The sequence below is a fragment of the Pseudomonas sp. 28 E 9 genome, assembly GCF_900004785.1.
Lineage (GTDB): Bacteria > Pseudomonadota > Gammaproteobacteria > Pseudomonadales > Pseudomonadaceae > Aquipseudomonas > Aquipseudomonas orientalis_A.
Genome location: NZ_CVTK01000054.1, coordinates 270,854 through 287,166 on the forward strand (window position 1 = coordinate 270,854; position 16,313 = coordinate 287,166).

The window sequence follows — 16,313 nt, forward strand, 5'->3', positions numbered from 1 at the left end:
TCTTGCTATCCACCCTCCATTCGCGCACTTAGACTCAGGCCAATTCCTTCAAAGGTAATCCGCCATGTCCGAGACGCTGCTCAGTTCCCGCAATCTGGCTTTCGAGCTGTACGAAGTCCTCGATGCCGAGGGCCTGACCCAGCGCGAGCGGTTTGCCGAGCACAATCGCGAAACCTTCGATGCCGCCATCAGCACGGCGCGCAGCATTGCCGAAAAGCACTTCGCGCCGCACAACCGCAAGAACGATGAAAACGAACCGCGCTATGAAGACGGCAAGGCGATCCTGATTCCGGAAGTAAAGCCGGCCGTGGATGCCTTTCTTGAAGCCGGTTTTCTCAACGCCGCGCGCAGTTTCGAAGCCGGTGGCATGCAGCTGCCTACATTGCTGTCCCAGGCCTGCTTTGCACACTTCCAGTCGGCCAACGCCGCGTCCACGTCCTACCCGTTCCTGACCATGGGTGCCGCCAACCTGATTGAAAGTTTTGGCACCGAGGAGCAGAAAAAACGCTTCCTGCAGCCAATGATCGACGGACGTTTCTTCGGCACCATGGCCCTCACCGAACCGCATGCCGGCTCGTCTTTGTCGGATATTCGTACACGCGCAGAGCCTGCGGCGGACGGCAGCTATCGCCTCAAGGGCAATAAAATCTTTATCTCCGGCGGCGACCACCCGCTGTCGGAAAATATCGTGCACATGGTGCTGGCCAAGCTGCCCGACGCACCGGCCGGGGTGAAGGGCATTTCGCTGTTTATCGTGCCCAAATTCCTGGTCAACGATGATGGCAGCCTGGGCGAGCGCAACGACGTGCTGCTGGCCGGGCTGTTTCACAAGATGGGCTGGCGCGGCACCACGTCCACAGCACTTAATTTCGGTGATAACGGCAACTGTGTCGGCTACCTGGTGGGCAAACCGCACCAGGGCCTGAGCTGCATGTTCCAGATGATGAATGAAGCCCGCATCGGCGTGGGCATGGGCGCGGTGATGCTCGGTTATGCGGGCTATCTTTACTCGCTGGAGTACGCCCGCGAACGTCCGCAAGGCCGCATGCCGGACAACAAGGACCCAGGCACCGCGCCGGTATCGATCATCCAGCACGCCGATATCAAGCGCATGCTGCTGACGCAAAAAGCCTATGTCGAAGGCGCCTTCGACCTCGGCCTGTATGCCGCGCGGCTGTTCGACGACACCACCACCCTGCCGACCGACGACGAACGCAAACAGGCCCACGAGCTGCTGGACCTGCTGACCCCCATCGTCAAATCCTGGCCGTCGGAGTTCTGCCTCAAGGCCAACGAACTGGCGATCCAGATTCTTGGCGGCCATGGCTATACCCGTGAGTACCCGGTGGAGCAGTACTACCGCGATAACCGCCTGAACCCGATCCACGAAGGCACCCATGGCATCCAGTCCCTGGATTTGCTCGGGCGCAAACTGGCGCAGAACGGCGGTGCCGGGCTCAAGCAATTGATTCGGCTGATCGCCGAGACAGGCGCGCGGGCACAGCAGTACCCATCGCTGACCGCGCTGAGGCAACCACTGGAGCACCTGGTCAGTCGCCTGCAAAGCGTCACCCTCGGCCTGCTGGGCGATCTCGCCCAGGGCAAGGTCAACAGCAGCCTGGCGAACTCGGCGCTGTACCTGAAGGTGTTCGGGCACACGGTGATTGGCTGGCGCTGGCTGGAACAGGCGATTCGCGCCGAAGAAGGACTGGCCAGGGACAACGCGGCCGATGTGGCCTTCTATAAAGGCAAGCTCCAGGCCGCCCGGTACTTCCTGACCTGGGAAGTACCAGGCTGCCATCATGAACTGGCGATTCTGGAGGCACGTGACGATACGTGCCTGGGCATGCAGGAGGCGTGGTTTTAAGGCTGGATTGCCTTGGAAATCACCTCGACCGTGGCGCTGACTTGCTCTTGGTAACGGTCGAGTTCCTGTTGGTGAGCCTGCTGCATTTCGATTTGCTCGGCGCACAGGTTCAGCGCGGCCAGTACCAATAATTTGTCACCGATCAGGGTCGGGTACTTTTTCTTGGTGGTGGCCAGGGAGGCCTTGAGCATAGTCACGGCGTGCATCAGGGTCTGGTCTTCCCCGGCCGGTGCCTTGATCGAGTAATCCTCTCCGAGAATCGAAACGACCTTTATCCCTTCGTTCATGCGCTGACAGGCCCTGCGCTTACACGATCAACCAGTGCCTGGATACGGGCGGCGGTGGCACCGTGTTTTTCTTCCTGTTCCATCAGGTTCAGTTGCAGGCTGTCGTTTTCGTCCCTGGCACGGGCGAGCTCCGCCTTGAGGGATTCGTTGCTGCCCAGCAGGTCTTGATTCTGCTGTACGAGGTCGCTGACCAGTTGTTCCAGTTGGCTGAGGGATGCTTCTAACATTTTGATTTCTCGAGCTTTTAAAAGGGCGGTGACGATAAAGAAAATTCACCTCGGATGCCAGGGTTATCCCCCGGCGCGCAGCCCGATTCCGAAGGCCCGGGCCGCACTTTCGAGCCTTAGTGACTGCAATTACCCAATCTGGTTCCTGAATCGCTGAAACCCCTGGTCAGATGCGACAAAAACGCACAGTCCCTTAAGACTTTAGTCGTAGGGCCGATACGCGATGCACACACCACCTCATGGCCGCACGGATCGCGCTCCCCCCAGGATTCCAGCATGTCTCTTCGTAATATGAATATCGCGCCGAGGGCCTTCCTCGGCTTCGCGTTTATCGGCGCCTTGATGTTGTTTCTCGGCGTGTTCGCGCTGAACCAGATGAGCAAGATCCGAGCGGCCACCGAAGACATCACCCTGGCCAGCGTACCCAGCATCCGCGCCCTCGACGAGTTCACCCAACTGACATTGCGCCTGCGCGTGTTGTCGTACCGCTTGCTCACCAACCGCGAGCCGGACGTGCAGCAAAAGACCCTGGAAGCCTTCGACCTGCGCAACCAGCAGATCCGCACCGCCCAAGGCGTGTATGAAAAGCTGATCGAGACCAGCGAAGAACGTTCGACCTACAACGAATACGTGCGATTGCTGGCTCAGTACCATCAGATCGAAGAGCGTATGAAGAGCCTGTCACGGGCCAATCAGGTCGATGAATTGCGCGCCCTGCTCAATACCGAACTGCTGACCAACTCCGAGCAGGTCAACGGGGTACTCAACCGCCTGCTGGAAATCAACAACGCCATGGCCCTGGACACCAACCAGCAGGCCGAAGACCAGTACAACCTGGCCTTCAACATGGTCGTGGGCCTGCTGGTGATCGCCACCGCGCTGACCCTGTTGTTCGCCTGGCTGCTGACCCGCAGCATCACCGTGCCGATCTCCCAGGCCCTGGAAGCGGCGGAAGAAGTGGCCGAAGGCAACCTCACGCGTCCGATCAAGGTCGACGGCAACGATGAAGCCGGGCGCCTGCTGGCCGCCATGGCCAAGATGCAGGACAAACTGCGCGACACCCTGCAACGCATCGCCGGCTCGGCCACGCAACTGGCGTCGGCCGCCGAAGAGCTCAACGCCGTCACCGACGAAAGCGCGCGCGGCCTGACCCAGCAGAACAACGAAATCGAACAGGCGGCCACCGCCGTCAACGAGATGACCAGCGCGGTCGAGGAAGTCGCACGCAATGCCGTGAGCACCTCTGAAGCCTCGCGCAACGCCACCACCTCCGCCGGCGACGGGCGTGACCTTGTGCAGGAAACCGTCAGCGCCATCGAACGCATGAGCGGCGACGTACAAGCCACCGCGACCTTGATCGGTGAGCTGGCCAATGAATCGCGCGATATCGGCAAGGTACTGGACGTGATCCGCGGCCTGGCCGACCAGACCAACCTGCTGGCCCTCAACGCGGCCATCGAAGCGGCGCGGGCGGGTGAGGCCGGGCGTGGTTTTGCGGTGGTGGCGGATGAGGTGCGCGCGTTGGCCCATCGTACCCAGCAGTCCACCAGCGAGATCGAACGCATGATCGGCAGCATCCAGGCCGGCACCGAGCACGCGGTGGATTCGATGCGCAACAGTACCGAGCGCGCCGAATCGACGCTGAACATCGCCAAGGGCGCGGGGCTGTCGCTGGACACCATCAACACCGCAATTGTCGAGATCAACGAGCGCAACCTGGTGATCGCCAGTGCGGCGGAGGAACAGGCGCAGGTCGCACGGGAAGTGGACCGCAACCTGGTGAATATCCGTGACCTGTCGGTGCAATCGGCGACCGGCGCCAGCCAGACCAGCGCGGCGAGCAGCGAGCTGTCGCGCCTGGCGGTGGATTTGAATGGCATGGTCGGCCGCTTCCGTCTCTGACTGACGGCACTGGCTTGAAAATGTAGGAGCGAGCTTGCCCTGATGCCAGTCTGTAGGAGCGAGCTTGCTCGCGAAAAACGTCAACGATAACGCGTGCTTCCTGAATGAACGCGGTGCCTGTGAGTTTTTCGCGAGCAAGAGCTAGGCGCCCCCCTCGCTCCTACACTGGCATCAGGGCCTGCCCCCCTCCCACATCTGGATCTGTGTAGAACCTTCATTATGGGATTCCCCCCACAAAAGCTTTTTGACAGCGCAGCAATTCAACAGGTTAGAATCCCTGGCACGCAGACTGCATGGTCAGTTTGCGCCCTGTCTTCCCTGCTCTGGAGTACTGCCTTTGAATGCGACGACCATCAACAGCCTGTTCTTGATCGGCGCGTTGCTGGTGAGTGCGAGCATTCTGGTGAGTTCTCTTTCGTCACGCCTGGGCATCCCGATCCTGGTGATCATCCTGGCCGTGGGCATGATCGCCGGCGTCGATGGCGGCGGTATCATCTTCGATAACTACCCGACCGCCTACCTGGTGGGCAACCTCGCCCTGGCCGTGATCCTGCTCGACGGCGGTTTGCGCACGCGGGTGGCGAGTTTCCGTGTGGCGCTCTGGCCGGCGCTGTCCCTGGCTACAGTGGGCGTGCTGATCACCACCGGCCTCACCGGCATGGCGGCGGCCTGGCTGTTTGACCTCAATATCATCCAGGGCTTGCTGATCGGCGCCATCGTCGGCTCCACGGACGCTGCGGCAGTGTTCTCGCTGCTGGGCGGCAAGGGCCTGAACGAACGGGTCAGCGCCAGCCTGGAAATCGAATCGGGCAGCAACGACCCCATGGCGGTGTTCCTCACCGTGACCCTGATCGACATGCTCGCCAGCGGCCAGACCGGCCTGCATTGGAGCCTGCTGACCCACCTGATCCGTGAATTCGGCATCGGCGGCCTGGTCGGCCTGGGCGGCGGCTGGCTGATGCTGCAAATGGTCAACCGCATCAACCTGGCCAACGGCCTGTACCCGATCCTGGTGATCGCCGGCGGCCTGTTCGTCTTCGCCCTGACCAACGCCTTGCACGGCAGCGGTTTTCTCGCCGTGTACCTGTGCGGCCTGGTGATCGGCAACCGTCCGGTGCGCAGCCGCCACGGCATCCTGCATATGCTCGACGGCATGGCCTGGCTGGCGCAGATCGGCATGTTCCTGGTGCTGGGCCTGCTGGTCACGCCCCATGACTTGCTGCCCATCGCCCTGCCCGCCCTGGGCCTGGCGCTGTGGATGATCCTGTTTGCGCGCCCGCTGTCGGTGATGGTCGGCCTGCTGCCGTTCAAGGCCTTCCACAGTCGCGAAAAAGCCTTTATCGCCTGGGTCGGCCTGCGCGGTGCGGTGCCGATCATTCTCGCGGTGTTCCCGCTGATGGCCGGCCTGCCCCATGCGCAGCTGTACTTCAACCTGGCGTTCTTTATCGTGCTGGTGTCGCTGCTGGTGCAGGGCACCAGCCTGCCGTGGGTGGCCAAGTTGCTCAAAGTCACCGTTCCGCCGGACCCGGCGCCGATTTCCCGCGCCGCCCTGGAAGTGCACGTCACCAGCGAGTGGGAGCTGTTCGTCTACCGCCTTGGCGCGGAAAAATGGTGCATCGGCGCCGCCCTGCGCGAGCTGAAAATGCCCGAGGGCACGCGGATCGCCGCGCTGTTCCGTGGCCAGCAACTGCTCCATCCGTCGGGTAGTACGGTATTGGAAGTCGATGATTTGCTCTGCGTCATCGGCCATGAACACAACCTGCCGGCCCTGGGCAAACTGTTCAGCCAGGCACCGCAACGAGGCCTGGACCTGCGCTTCTTCGGCGACTTCGTCCTTGAAGGCGACGCCCAGCTGGGCGCGGTGTCGGCGCTGTACGGCCTCAAGCTGGAGGGTATCGACCCGGACATGCCGTTGAGCCGCTTCATCACCCAGAAAGTCGGCGGTGCGCCGGTGGTGGGCGACCAGGTGGAGTGGAACAACACCATCTGGACCGTCGCAGTCATGGACGGGAACAAGATTGGCAAAGTCGGCGTCAGATTCCCCGAAGGAAGTCGCCCGGGCCCCGGGCTCTTCCTCTAAACTGCGGGGCGACAACGCCCCGATTCTTCACCTTGCTCGACCGGTCTCTATGCCAATCCTGCGCACTTTTCTCGCTACTGCCCTGCTGGGCCTGACCCTTTGTGTCGGCACCGTCCACGCCGCCGACCCGCCCAGTGCCGACGCTATCCAGCAAACCCTGGACAAGCTGCCCGACCGCAAGCTGCCCGACGCCGACATGAAGGCATTGCAGGGCATCCTGCAACAGACCCTGACGTACCTGGCCAACAAGCAGGATTACGAGCAGCGCCTGGCCGACCTCAAACGCCAACTTGAGGACGCGCCGCGCCAGACGGTCGACAACCAGCGCGAGCTGACCCGGCTCAAGGCCACCAAAATCGTCCCGGTGGCCCAACGCTACGCCAGCCTGCCGGTGCCGCAGCTTGAGCAATTACTGGTGCAGCGCAGTACCCAGCAAGGCGACCTGCAAAAAGAGCTGGCCGACGCCAACAGCCTGACCATCGCCGCCCAGACCCGGCCCGAGCGCGCCCAGACCGAGATCAGCAGCAGCCAGACGCGCATCCAGCAAATCAATGCGACCCTCAAGACCGGCAAGGACAACGGCAAAGCCCTCAACGCCGACCAGCGCAACCAGCTCAACGCCGAACTCGCCGCCCTGAACGCGTTGATTCCCTTGCGCCGTCAGGAACTGGCCGGCAACAGCCAGTTGCAAGACCTGGGCAACAGCCAGCACGACCTGATCCAGGAAAAAACCACACGCCTGGAGCAGGAAATCCAGGACCTGCAAACCCTGATCAACCAGAAACGCCTGGCCCAGTCCCAGCAGACGGTGACCCAACAGTCCATCGAAGCGCAGAAAGCCGGCGGCAGCAGCCTGCTGGCCACGGAAAGCGCGGCCAACCTGAAGCTCTCCGACTACCTGCTCAAAAGCACCGACCGCCTCAACGACCTGACCCAGAAAAACCTGCAGACCAAGCAGCAACTGGACACCGTGACCCAAAGCGATTCGGCGCTGGACGAACAGATCAACGTACTCAAGGGCAGCCTGCTGCTGTCCAAGATCCTCTACAAACAGAAGCAGGCCCTGCCGCGCTTGACCGTCGACCGCGACCTGGCCGACGACATCGCCAACATTCGCCTGTACCAGTTCGAGGTCAACCAGCAGCGCGAGCTGATCAGCTCTCCCAGCGCCTATGTGGATAACCTGCTGGCCAACCAGCCGCCGGACGACGTCACCCCGCAATTGCGCCGCACCCTGCTGGAACTGGCGATCACCCGCAGCGACCTGCTGGAGCGCCTGAGCCGAGAATTGAGCGCGCTGCTCAACGAATCCATCACCCTGCAACTGAACCAGAAACAACTGCTCAGCACCGCCACCACCCTGCGCGCCACGCTCGATGAGCAGATGTTCTGGATTCCGAGTAACAAACCGCTGGACACCGAGTGGCTGGAAACCGTACCGGCGCACCTGACCAAGCAAGTCACCACCCTGCCCTGGGCCTCCAGCGTCAGCGAGTTGTATGACGGCCTGACCCAGCGTCCGCTGCTGTTCCTGCCGCTGCTGCTGTTGATCGGCGCGCTGCTGTGGCGGCGCAAGGCGCTGTATCAGCGCCTGAACAAGGTTCACCTGGACATCGGTCACTTCAAGCGCGACAGCCAGTGGCACACGCCGCAGGCGATCCTGATCAATATCCTGCTGGCAATGCCGGTATCCCTGGGCCTGGCGCTGTGCGGCTATGCCTTGCAGATTGACGCCCGTGGGCAGAACGCCAACCTGGGCTCGGCCCTGCTGCAGATCGCCCAGGCGTGGCTGGTGTTCTACACCGCCTACCGCATCCTCGCGCCCGGCGGCGTGGCCGAGCTGCACTTTCGCTGGGAAAAGCCCCAGGTCGAATTCCTCCAGGGCTGGGTGCGCAAGCTCGGGCTGGTGGTACTGGCCCTGGTGGCCGTGGTGGCCATCGCCGAGCACCAACCGGCGGCACTCGCCGAAGACGTGCTGGGCATCGCCGTGGTCCTCACCTGCTACGCCCTGATGGCGTGGTTGCTCAGTCGCCTGCTGCTCAACAGCCCAACCCACGAAAAAGCCTCGCTGTTTCGCAAATCCGTGGGCCTGTTGTTCACCGCCCTGCCGATTGCGCTGTTTATTGCGGTGTGCTTCGGCTACTACTACACCGCGCTCAAGCTCAGCGACCGCTTGATCAACACCTTGTACCTGCTGATGTTCTGGCTGGTGATCGAAGCCACCTTCGTGCGCTGGCTGAGCGTGGCCGCCCGACGCCTGGCCTATGCGCGCGCCCTGGCCAAACGCCAGGCCGCCAAGGAAGCCGGTGAAGGCGAAGCGGTGGTTGAAGAGCCGACCCTGGACATCGAAAAGGTCAACGAACAATCCTTGCGCCTGATCCGCCTCGCTCTGCTCGGCGGCTTTATCGCAGCCCTGTACTGGGTGTGGTCGGACCTCATCTCGGTATTTTCCTACCTGGATAACGTCACGCTGTACGAATACACCAGCGGCACCGGTGCGAATATCAGCATGGTGCCCATCAGCATCGGCGACTTGCTCGGCGCGTTGATCATCATCGGTATCACTTTCGCCCTGGCGCGCAACCTGCCAGGTTTACTCGAAGTGCTGGTGCTGTCCAAGCTGGAACTGGCGCAAGGCAGCGCCTATGCCACCACGACATTGCTGTCCTATGTGATCGCCGGCGTCGGTTTCGTCTCCACCTTGTCCACCCTGGGCGTGAGCTGGGACAAGTTGCAATGGCTGGTGGCGGCATTGTCGGTGGGTCTGGGCTTCGGGATGCAGGAAATCTTCGCCAACTTCATCTCCGGCATCATGATCCTGTTCGAGCGCCCGGTGCGCATCGGCGACACCATCACCATCGGCAACCTGTCGGGCACGGTGAGCAAGATCCGCATCCGCGCCACCACCATCACCGACTTCGACCGCAAGGACATCATTGTCCCGAACAAGACCTTCATTACCGGGCAACTGATCAACTGGTCGCTGACCGACACCATCACGCGAGTGACCCTGAAACTGGGCGTGGACTACGGCTCCGACCTGGATCTGGTGAAGGAGTTGCTACTCAAGGCCGCCAGGGAAAACCCACGGGTACTGAAGGAACCGGAACCCCATGTGTATTTCCTCAACTTCGGCGAAAGCACCCTCGACCACGAGCTGCGCATGCACGTGCGCGACCTGGGCGACCGCAACCCGGTGCTGGACGAGGTCAACCGCTATATCAACCGTGAGTTCAAGAAGCAGCACATCAACATCTCGTTCCGACAGATGGAGGTGTACTTGAAGAACATGCACGGCCAGGAATACAAACTGGTGCCGGTGGAGGACGAACGCAAGACCATCGTCGCGCCCGAGCAGGATGCCCCCGAGCCGCCCGCCGCAAAGGTCGAAGATGCGCCTGAACCCCCGCCGAGCAAACTCGACTAACGAACTGAGCCCCAGCCAAATGCTGGGGCATCCTGCTGGAGATGCCCGGTGAAAGCCCTCGACGAACTGACCTTCGACAACCGCTTCGCACGCCTGGGCGATGCGTTCTCAACCCACGTGCTGCCCGAGCCCCTGGACGAGCCTCGCCTGGTGGTGGCGAGCGACGCCGCCATGGCCCTGCTCGACCTCGACCCGGCCGTGGCCGAAACGCCCGTGTTTGCCGAACTGTTCGGCGGCCATAAGCTGTGGGCCGAAGCGCAGCCGCGGGCGATGGTCTATTCCGGGCACCAGTTCGGCGGCTACACCCCGCAACTGGGCGATGGCCGAGGGTTGCTGCTGGGCGAGGTGTATAACCAGGCCGGCGAGCATTGGGACCTGCACCTCAAGGGCGCCGGCATGACGCCCTACTCACGCATGGGCGACGGGCGCGCGGTATTGCGCTCCTCGATCCGCGAATTCCTCGCCTCTGAAGCGCTGCATGCATTGGGCATCCCCACCAGCCGCGCCTTGTGCGTGATCGGCTCCAGCACGCCGGTGTGGCGTGAGAAGCAGGAGCGCGGGGCCATGGTGTTGCGCCTGGCCCCCAGCCATATCCGCTTCGGGCACTTCGAATACTTCTACTACACCCAGAAACCCGAGCAGTTGGCCGAGCTGGCTGAACACGTATTGAACCTGCATTACCCCGAGTGCCGCGAACAGCCTGAGCCGTATCTGGCGATGTTCCGCGAGATCGTTGAGCGCAACGCCGAGATGATCGCCAAATGGCAGGCGTATGGTTTCTGCCACGGCGTGATGAACACCGACAACATGTCGGTCCTGGGCATCACCTTCGACTTCGGGCCGTTTGCGTTTCTGGATGACTTCGACGCGCACTTCATCTGCAACCATTCCGATCATGAAGGGCGTTACTCCTTCAGTAATCAGGTGCCGATCGGGCAGTGGAACCTCAGCGCGCTGGCCCAGGCGCTGACGCCGTTTATCAGCGTTGACGCACTCAAGGAAGCCCTCGGCCTGTACCTGCCGATTTACCAGGCGCACTACCTGGACCTGATGCGTCGCCGGTTGGGTCTGACCACCGCCGAAGAGGATGATCAGAAGCTGGTGGAGCGCTTACTCAAACTGATGCAGAACAGCGGTGTGGATTACACCCTGTTCTTCCGGCGTTTGGGCGATGAATCAGCGGCGTTGGCCGTGGCGCGTTTGCGTGACGACTTTGTCGACCTGGCCGGTTTCGATGCCTGGGCCGAGCAGTACAAGGCCCGTGTCGCAAGGGACGGGGACGACAGCGAGGCACAGCGCCGCGAACGCATGCATGCCGTGAACCCGCTGTACATCCTGCGCAATTACCTCGCCCAAAACGCGATCGCCGCCGCCGAGTCCGGGGACTACAGCGAAGTGCGGCGGCTGCATGAAGTGCTGAACAAACCGTTTGAGGAACAAGCGGGGATGGAGCAGTACGCGCAGCGGCCGCCGGATTGGGGCAAGCATCTGGAGATCAGTTGTTCGTCTTGACCGCTTAGATAAAGGTCTCCACGGACACCCCGAAACGCTCGGCCAGCCAACGAATCTGACGCACGTTGAGCTGGCGTTTTCCACTCAATATTTCAGAGACGACTGATTGTGCCCCAACTCCCGGAAGGTCGCTCTGGGTGAGATTGTGCTCGCGCATCATGTAGCGCAGCACATCGACCCCGCTGGCGACGGGCATTGGGCGGTGTTCACGGTCATACGCTTCGATCCAGTCACTGAGAATGTCGACCAGGCTCATCAGCGGGCTGTCCTCGTCTTCACCCACGAGGCTCAACAACTCATCCAGACCGCATACCAGTGCGTCGTAGTCCGCCTCGTTTTCCGGCTTGCGCAGCACCGGCGAAACGAACTGCCAGTGTTCTGCCGCTACTTGCATAAGCGCGCTCATCTGTTTTTTTCCTTCCATTTGTCCTTCTCATAGTCGCGGTGGTCCAGCAGGTGCTTGATGTAAACGCGCTGCATTCGATACTGCACCGACGCGATCAACCTCAGCTTGTTACCGCCAATATCAAACACATGAAATTCACCTACCTTGTCCGTGGCGGGAAACATGGCTTTCATTGCAGCGAAGTCCTTGGGGGCGTTGCGCTTGATCACGCGATACCACTGGTCCAAAGCCGTTGCCGAGCGCGGCCATGTTTCCTTTGCTTCCCAGATCCTCTTTTCACTGATGACTCGCATGCAACGTCCCTATCGCATCTTGCTATGGAGGTTAAACCTGATTTCCGGCTATCGCAATTTGCTATAGCCGTAAACAGACCAATGGCGCACAACAGCAAGCCTAGACAGACGACTCATTCGGCGCGGGAGAAACTGTGAGCGAATGAGTCTCTGCACCCAGCCTTGATAAATCTCAGCCCCGGCACCAGATACAACCTATTGGCCAGTCCCCAGGAGCCTCCGATGTCTGAACCTCTCGTAATCCCCTGCCCTCATTGCAACGGTCTCAACCGCATCCCCGGCGCACGCCTGGGTGATGCACCCAAATGCGGGCGCTGCAAACAGCCGGTGCTGTTGAACAAGCCCTTTGAATTGAAACAGGGCGACTACGCCAGCCAGATCAAGGGCGACCTGCCGTTGCTGGTGGATGTGTGGGCTGACTGGTGCGGGCCGTGCAAGTCGTTTGCGCCGGTATTCGAGCAGGCCGCCGGGCAGCTTGAAGGCAAATGCCGGTTGGCCAAGCTGGACAGTGAGGCTAACCAGCAGTTGTCGGCGCAGTTGGGGATTCGCTCGATTCCGAGTCTGATTCTGTTCAGGAATGGCCGGGAAGTGGCGCGCCAGAGTGGGGCCTTTCCGTTGCCACAGTTGATGAGTTGGCTGAGTAGCCAAGGGGTGTGACCAATCCTTGAGAACAACACTGAACAGTGTGGGAGGGGGCTTGCCCCCGATAGCGGTGTAACAGTCACAGATGTACTGACTGACCTATTGCCATCGGGGGCAAGCCCCCTCCCACATTTGACCGCGTTTTAACTTCAGACCACGGAGACTTCTCGGTCCATCATCTGGCTGACCAGCATGACGCCAAGCTCGCTCAGTTGATGGATAGCCAAAGCCACATCGCGGTGTTCACCGGTGAGGTCGTTGGATAGATTGAGCAATAAGGCGCGGACCGAGGAGAAGGTTTCGTAGCTGTTGATCACCAGCGCTTCGGTGGGAAGGTTGGGTGTAACGGTGAATAAATTCATATTTTCGTTCTCTGCCAGGGCCATCGCCTGCTTGCTACTAAACAAGGGGCGGCAGCTGTACGCAGGTTAGTAGACCGGTAGAACGAAAGCAAAACCCGGCGCACCCGAAGGTGCCCTGCGCACAGCTACCATCGACAGGCAAAGACGCCATGCTTTTGGATCGGTGCACATGCTTTCGTCTGAGCGGGCTACTAAACCCGATCACTGAACATTCAGCGACCGGCAAACCTTAGAGACCCCCATCCAGACGCACAAGCCGGCGGATTCTGGCGTAGCTGTAGGCAAGGTTACAAGGCCGATGCCCTGCTGCCAGAGACTTCCTACAGACCTTGCGGGAAAAATCCAAATCCAAATGTGGGAGGGGGCTTGCCCCCGATAGCGGTGGGTCAGCTACAAATACGCTGGCTGACACACCGCATCGGGGGCAAGCCCCCTCCCACATTGAATCTGGGTACCGCTTGAGATCAGGCATTTTCCAGCAGGTTATGCAGTTCCACGAACTGTTGCGTCAGCTTGTGCCGTGGGTCCAGGTGAATCAGCGGCTTGTTCTCCTGGTGCGACTCACGCATGCGCACCGAGCTGGCCAGGTACACCGGCAGCACCGGCAGCCCTTCGGCAATCATTTCGTCGAGTATCTGCTGCGGCAGGCTCGCCCGGGCCTGGAACTGGTTGACCACGATACCTTCCACTTCCAGGCCTTCGTTATGGTCTTCCTTCAATTCTTCGATTTCAGCCAGCAGACCATACAGGGCCTGGCGTGAGAAGCTGTCGCAATCGAAGGGGATCAGCACGCGATCAGCGGCAATCAGCGCCGAAACCGCATAAAAATTCAACGCCGGGGGCGTGTCCAGGTAGATACGGTCGTAGTCCTCGCTCAACTCATCCAGCAGCTTTCGCAGCTTATTGATCTTGTGCTTGGCCTCGAGCTTGGGCTGCAGGTCCGCCAGTTCCGGGGTGGCGGTGATGACATGCAGGTTGTCGAAGGGCGTTTCGTAGATATCTACCTTGTTCTTCTTGGAAAACGGCCCGGAAGACAGGGTTTGCTTGAAAAAGTCGGCGATCCCCATGGGAATGTCATCACCGGTCAGCCCGGTGAGGTACTGGGTGGAGTTGCCCTGTGCATCGAGGTCCACCAACAGGGTTCGATAACCTTCGCTGGCGCTGACCGCCGCCAGGTTGCAGGCGATGCTGGACTTGCCCACGCCGCCTTTCTGATTGAACACCACGCGCCGCATGGAAAAGCCTCCGTGTATCAATGAATAACCCGAGTGTAGAGCGCAAAAGCGCCGGTTAGCTACCTCGTTCATCCATCCGCTGTGCCTGGCTCACAAATGAATGGGAACGTTCCGATAATCCGGTTCGACCTTCTGTCGCACACAGCGCGTAAATTTCAACGACTTATTTGTAATCAATAGCGAACAAATTTTAACCAGTATTTGCTAGAACCCCACGGCACCGGGATAATGCGCGCCATTCGGCCATTGCCCTCTGTCCCGGAATCCGGGGCCATTGGCCGCACATGGAAGCCCGCAGGGGCGGGATAACTTCTCAGTGATCAACTTCAACATCGCCCAATGGCGCGCCTGGGCTCCAAGCCTTGAGAGTGCGGACGACTGGCACGCCTGGTGCCGGGACCCGGTGTTGCTGCCTGTCAGCGACGCGTCCCCCGATGTGTCATTTTTGCCAGCTATGCAGCGCCGCCGCCTGAGCCGCCTGGCGCGCATGGCGTTCAGCGTCGGCTGGCCACTGGCCGAAGGCCTTGAAGACCTGCCGCTGGTGTTCATTTCCCGCCACGGCGAAACCCCGCGCACCCTCGACATCCTCAGCGACCTGGCCAACGAGCAGCCACTGTCACCGACCCAGTTCAGCCTGTCGGTGCATAACGCGGTGATTGGCCTGTGGTCGATCCTGCGCAATGAAACCAGCGAGATGACCGCCCTTGCCGCCGCCGGTGATGGCCTCGAACACGGCGTGCTCGAAGCCGCCGCATTGCTCAACGAAGGCGCCCCGGCCGTATTGCTGATAATTACCGAAGAACAACCGCCCGAGGCGTACGCCAGTTGGATTGCTGACGTGCCCTTCCCCTATGCCCTGGGCCTTTTGCTGACGCCGGGCGACGAGTGGCAACTGGAACTAAACAGCAGCGCTGTCCAACTCACTCACACCCAGTGGCCCCACGCCCTGAACCTGCTGCGCACCCTGCTGACCGAACAGGGCGCCTGCCAACATGCCTGGAAGAACCGAGTATGGAACTGGCGACCCAAGTCCTGAACGACAAACCACGGCAGGCCTATTACTGGCGCCTGTTCGCCACGGCCGCCAGCTTCTTTGTGTTCGGCGTCGGCGGGCTGTGCCTGCGCTTGCTGGTGTTCCCGCTGCTCAGCTGCCTGCCGGGCGACGCCGGGCAGCATCAACGACGCGCGCGCCACACCATCAGTTGCCTGTTCTGGTTCTTCATTCGCCTGATGAAATGGCTGGGCATCCTCACGTACAGCGTCGAGGGCGCGGAGAAACTCGGTCGCCCGGGCCAGATGATCGTCGCCAACCACCCGTCGCTGATCGATGTCGTGTTCCTGATCGGCCTGATGCGTCAGACCAATTGCGTGGTCAAGCAGAGCCTGTTCCAGAACCCGTTCACCCGCGGCCCGGTGCGCGACGCCGGCTACATCAGCAACGATGGCAGCGCCGACATGCTCGATGCCGCTGCCGATGCCCTGCGCGCGGGGCAAACCCTGATCATCTTTCCAGAGGGCACCCGCACCACGCCCGGCGCGCCACCGGCCTTTCATCGCGGCGGCGCGGCGATTGCACTGCGCGGTGCGACGATCATCACCCCGGTGGTGATCAAGGTCAGTCCCACCACCCTGACCAAGGCCGAGCCCTGGTATCGCATCCCCAAGTGCCGATTCCACTTCAGTTTGCGTGTGGGTGCCGATATAGAACCACACGCGTTTGCCGCACTGGGCCCCGCGCCCCAGGCGTCACGCAAGCTCAACGATTACCTGCATCACTATTTCATTAAGGAGCTCGCCGAAGATGAGCGACCAACACCGCCTTGAGCACGACATAAAGACGCTGATCATCGAGGCCCTGGGCCTGGAAGACATCAGCGCCGACGACATCGGCAGCGACCAGACTCTGTTCGGCGAGGGCCTGGGCCTGGATTCGGTCGACGCCCTTGAACTGGGCCTGGCGATTCAGAAAACGTACGGCATCAAGATCGACGCCGACGCCAAGGACACGCGCAATCACTTCACCAACGTGGCCAGCCTTGCGGCATTCGTCACGGCCAGACAGGCAGCTTGAGA

Annotated in this window: 15 protein-coding genes and 1 pseudogene; 10 read left to right on the plus strand and 6 right to left on the minus strand. The window is 61.1% G+C overall.

Annotated elements, in window-relative coordinates; translation table 11 throughout:
- Window positions 1–64: 64 nt before the first annotated feature.
- A complete protein-coding gene (locus tag BFQ00_RS22925) occupies window positions 65–1,867 on the plus strand; it encodes an acyl-CoA dehydrogenase (RefSeq protein ID WP_065934846.1) in 1,803 nt (600 codons plus the stop codon).
- Here the strand turns inward: BFQ00_RS22925 and BFQ00_RS22930 are convergent.
- Complete coding sequence (locus tag BFQ00_RS22930) at window positions 1,864–2,154, minus strand: cell division protein ZapA (protein WP_057724383.1); 291 nt, start codon at window positions 2,152–2,154, stop codon at window positions 1,864–1,866. The two genes, BFQ00_RS22925 and BFQ00_RS22930, sit on opposite strands and share 4 nt — an antisense overlap.
- Window positions 2,151–2,381 (minus strand): hypothetical protein, encoded by a 231-nt coding sequence (locus tag BFQ00_RS22935; protein WP_065934847.1) that lies wholly within the window; start codon window positions 2,379–2,381, stop codon window positions 2,151–2,153. The genes BFQ00_RS22930 and BFQ00_RS22935 overlap by 4 nt, the downstream gene beginning before the upstream one ends.
- Before the next feature lie 291 nt (window positions 2,382–2,672).
- Between BFQ00_RS22935 and BFQ00_RS30530 the strand changes: the two are divergent.
- The 5 genes and pseudogenes from BFQ00_RS30530 to selO all read left to right on the plus strand — a co-directional run.
- Window positions 2,673–3,428: pseudogene (locus tag BFQ00_RS30530) on the plus strand (MCP four helix bundle domain-containing protein); the annotation flags it as partial.
- Window positions 3,420–4,283, plus strand: a complete 864-nt coding sequence (locus BFQ00_RS30535) for a methyl-accepting chemotaxis protein (protein WP_371914206.1) — start codon at window positions 3,420–3,422, stop codon at window positions 4,281–4,283. The pseudogene BFQ00_RS30530 and the gene BFQ00_RS30535, both read left to right, overlap by 9 nt.
- A 337-nt stretch (window positions 4,284–4,620) precedes the next feature.
- On the plus strand, window positions 4,621–6,363 hold the full coding sequence (locus BFQ00_RS22945; RefSeq protein ID WP_065886587.1) for a potassium/proton antiporter: 1,743 nt from the start codon (window positions 4,621–4,623) through the stop codon (window positions 6,361–6,363).
- Between the two features lie 49 nt (window positions 6,364–6,412).
- Complete coding sequence (mscK, locus tag BFQ00_RS22950; RefSeq protein ID WP_065934849.1) at window positions 6,413–9,790, plus strand: mechanosensitive channel MscK; 3,378 nt, start codon at window positions 6,413–6,415, stop codon at window positions 9,788–9,790.
- 48 nt (window positions 9,791–9,838) lie between these two features.
- Window positions 9,839–11,302 (plus strand): protein adenylyltransferase SelO, encoded by a 1,464-nt coding sequence (gene selO, locus BFQ00_RS22955; protein ID WP_065934850.1) that lies wholly within the window; start codon window positions 9,839–9,841, stop codon window positions 11,300–11,302.
- 4 nt (window positions 11,303–11,306) lie between these two features.
- Here selO and BFQ00_RS22960 read toward each other — a convergent pair whose 3' ends face one another.
- A complete protein-coding gene (locus BFQ00_RS22960) occupies window positions 11,307–11,708 on the minus strand; it encodes a helix-turn-helix domain-containing protein (RefSeq protein ID WP_057724389.1) in 402 nt (133 codons plus the stop codon).
- The gene (locus BFQ00_RS22965; protein WP_065934851.1) at window positions 11,705–12,001 is read right to left on the minus strand and encodes a type II toxin-antitoxin system HigB family toxin; all 297 of its coding nucleotides are present in this window, start codon (window positions 11,999–12,001) and stop codon (window positions 11,705–11,707) included. Before BFQ00_RS22965 ends, BFQ00_RS22960 begins: the two co-directional genes overlap by 4 nt.
- 222 nt (window positions 12,002–12,223) lie before the next feature.
- On the opposite strand from BFQ00_RS22965, the gene trxC reads away from it, so the two are divergent.
- Complete coding sequence (trxC, locus tag BFQ00_RS22970; RefSeq protein WP_065934852.1) at window positions 12,224–12,658, plus strand: thioredoxin TrxC; 435 nt, start codon at window positions 12,224–12,226, stop codon at window positions 12,656–12,658.
- A gap of 134 nt (window positions 12,659–12,792) precedes the next feature.
- On the opposite strand, the gene BFQ00_RS22975 is transcribed toward trxC, so the two are convergent.
- Together BFQ00_RS22975 and BFQ00_RS22980 are read right to left on the minus strand one after the other, a co-directional pair.
- Entirely contained in the window at window positions 12,793–13,005 is a 213-nt protein-coding gene (locus BFQ00_RS22975) for a DUF6124 family protein (RefSeq protein ID WP_170827585.1), read from the minus strand.
- Between the two features lie 464 nt (window positions 13,006–13,469).
- Window positions 13,470–14,240: a ParA family protein gene (locus BFQ00_RS22980; RefSeq protein WP_057724393.1), complete on the minus strand. Its 771-nt coding sequence runs from the start codon at window positions 14,238–14,240 to the stop codon at window positions 13,470–13,472.
- A 316-nt stretch (window positions 14,241–14,556) separates the two neighbouring features.
- On the opposite strand from BFQ00_RS22980, the gene BFQ00_RS22985 reads away from it, so the two are divergent.
- Genes BFQ00_RS22985 through BFQ00_RS22995 form a run of 3 tightly spaced genes read left to right on the plus strand, consistent with a single transcriptional unit; the run spans window position 14,557 to window position 16,311 of the window.
- Window positions 14,557–15,276 carry a beta-ketoacyl synthase chain length factor gene (locus BFQ00_RS22985; protein WP_065892064.1) on the plus strand — a complete coding sequence of 240 codons (720 nt, stop codon included), beginning with the start codon at window positions 14,557–14,559 and terminating at the stop codon, window positions 15,274–15,276.
- Window positions 15,252–16,064 (plus strand): lysophospholipid acyltransferase family protein, encoded by an 813-nt coding sequence (locus BFQ00_RS22990; RefSeq protein WP_065886593.1) that lies wholly within the window; start codon window positions 15,252–15,254, stop codon window positions 16,062–16,064. The genes BFQ00_RS22985 and BFQ00_RS22990 overlap by 25 nt, the downstream gene beginning before the upstream one ends.
- Window positions 16,042–16,311, plus strand: coding sequence for a phosphopantetheine-binding protein (locus BFQ00_RS22995; protein ID WP_065886594.1), 270 nt, complete (start codon window positions 16,042–16,044; stop codon window positions 16,309–16,311). The genes BFQ00_RS22990 and BFQ00_RS22995 overlap by 23 nt, the downstream gene beginning before the upstream one ends.
- Window positions 16,312–16,313 lie beyond the last annotated feature (2 nt).

Coding starts and splice junctions, on each gene's coding strand:
- BFQ00_RS22975 (WP_170827585.1), bottom strand. CDS start 13,005: ATGAATTTATTCACCGTTACACCCAACCTTCCCACCGAAGCGCTGGTG.
- mscK (WP_065934849.1), top strand. CDS start 6,413: ATGCCAATCCTGCGCACTTTTCTCGCTACTGCCCTGCTGGGCCTGACC.
- BFQ00_RS22990 (WP_065886593.1), top strand. CDS start 15,252: ATGGAACTGGCGACCCAAGTCCTGAACGACAAACCACGGCAGGCCTAT.
- BFQ00_RS22980 (WP_057724393.1), bottom strand. CDS start 14,240: ATGCGGCGCGTGGTGTTCAATCAGAAAGGCGGCGTGGGCAAGTCCAGC.
- BFQ00_RS22965 (WP_065934851.1), bottom strand. CDS start 12,001: ATGCGAGTCATCAGTGAAAAGAGGATCTGGGAAGCAAAGGAAACATGG.
- BFQ00_RS22925 (WP_065934846.1), top strand. CDS start 65: ATGTCCGAGACGCTGCTCAGTTCCCGCAATCTGGCTTTCGAGCTGTAC.
- BFQ00_RS22995 (WP_065886594.1), top strand. CDS start 16,042: ATGAGCGACCAACACCGCCTTGAGCACGACATAAAGACGCTGATCATC.
- BFQ00_RS22935 (WP_065934847.1), bottom strand. CDS start 2,381: ATGTTAGAAGCATCCCTCAGCCAACTGGAACAACTGGTCAGCGACCTC.
- BFQ00_RS22960 (WP_057724389.1), bottom strand. CDS start 11,708: ATGAGCGCGCTTATGCAAGTAGCGGCAGAACACTGGCAGTTCGTTTCG.
- BFQ00_RS30535 (WP_371914206.1), top strand. CDS start 3,420: ATGCAGGACAAACTGCGCGACACCCTGCAACGCATCGCCGGCTCGGCC.
- BFQ00_RS22930 (WP_057724383.1), bottom strand. CDS start 2,154: ATGAACGAAGGGATAAAGGTCGTTTCGATTCTCGGAGAGGATTACTCG.
- trxC (WP_065934852.1), top strand. CDS start 12,224: ATGTCTGAACCTCTCGTAATCCCCTGCCCTCATTGCAACGGTCTCAAC.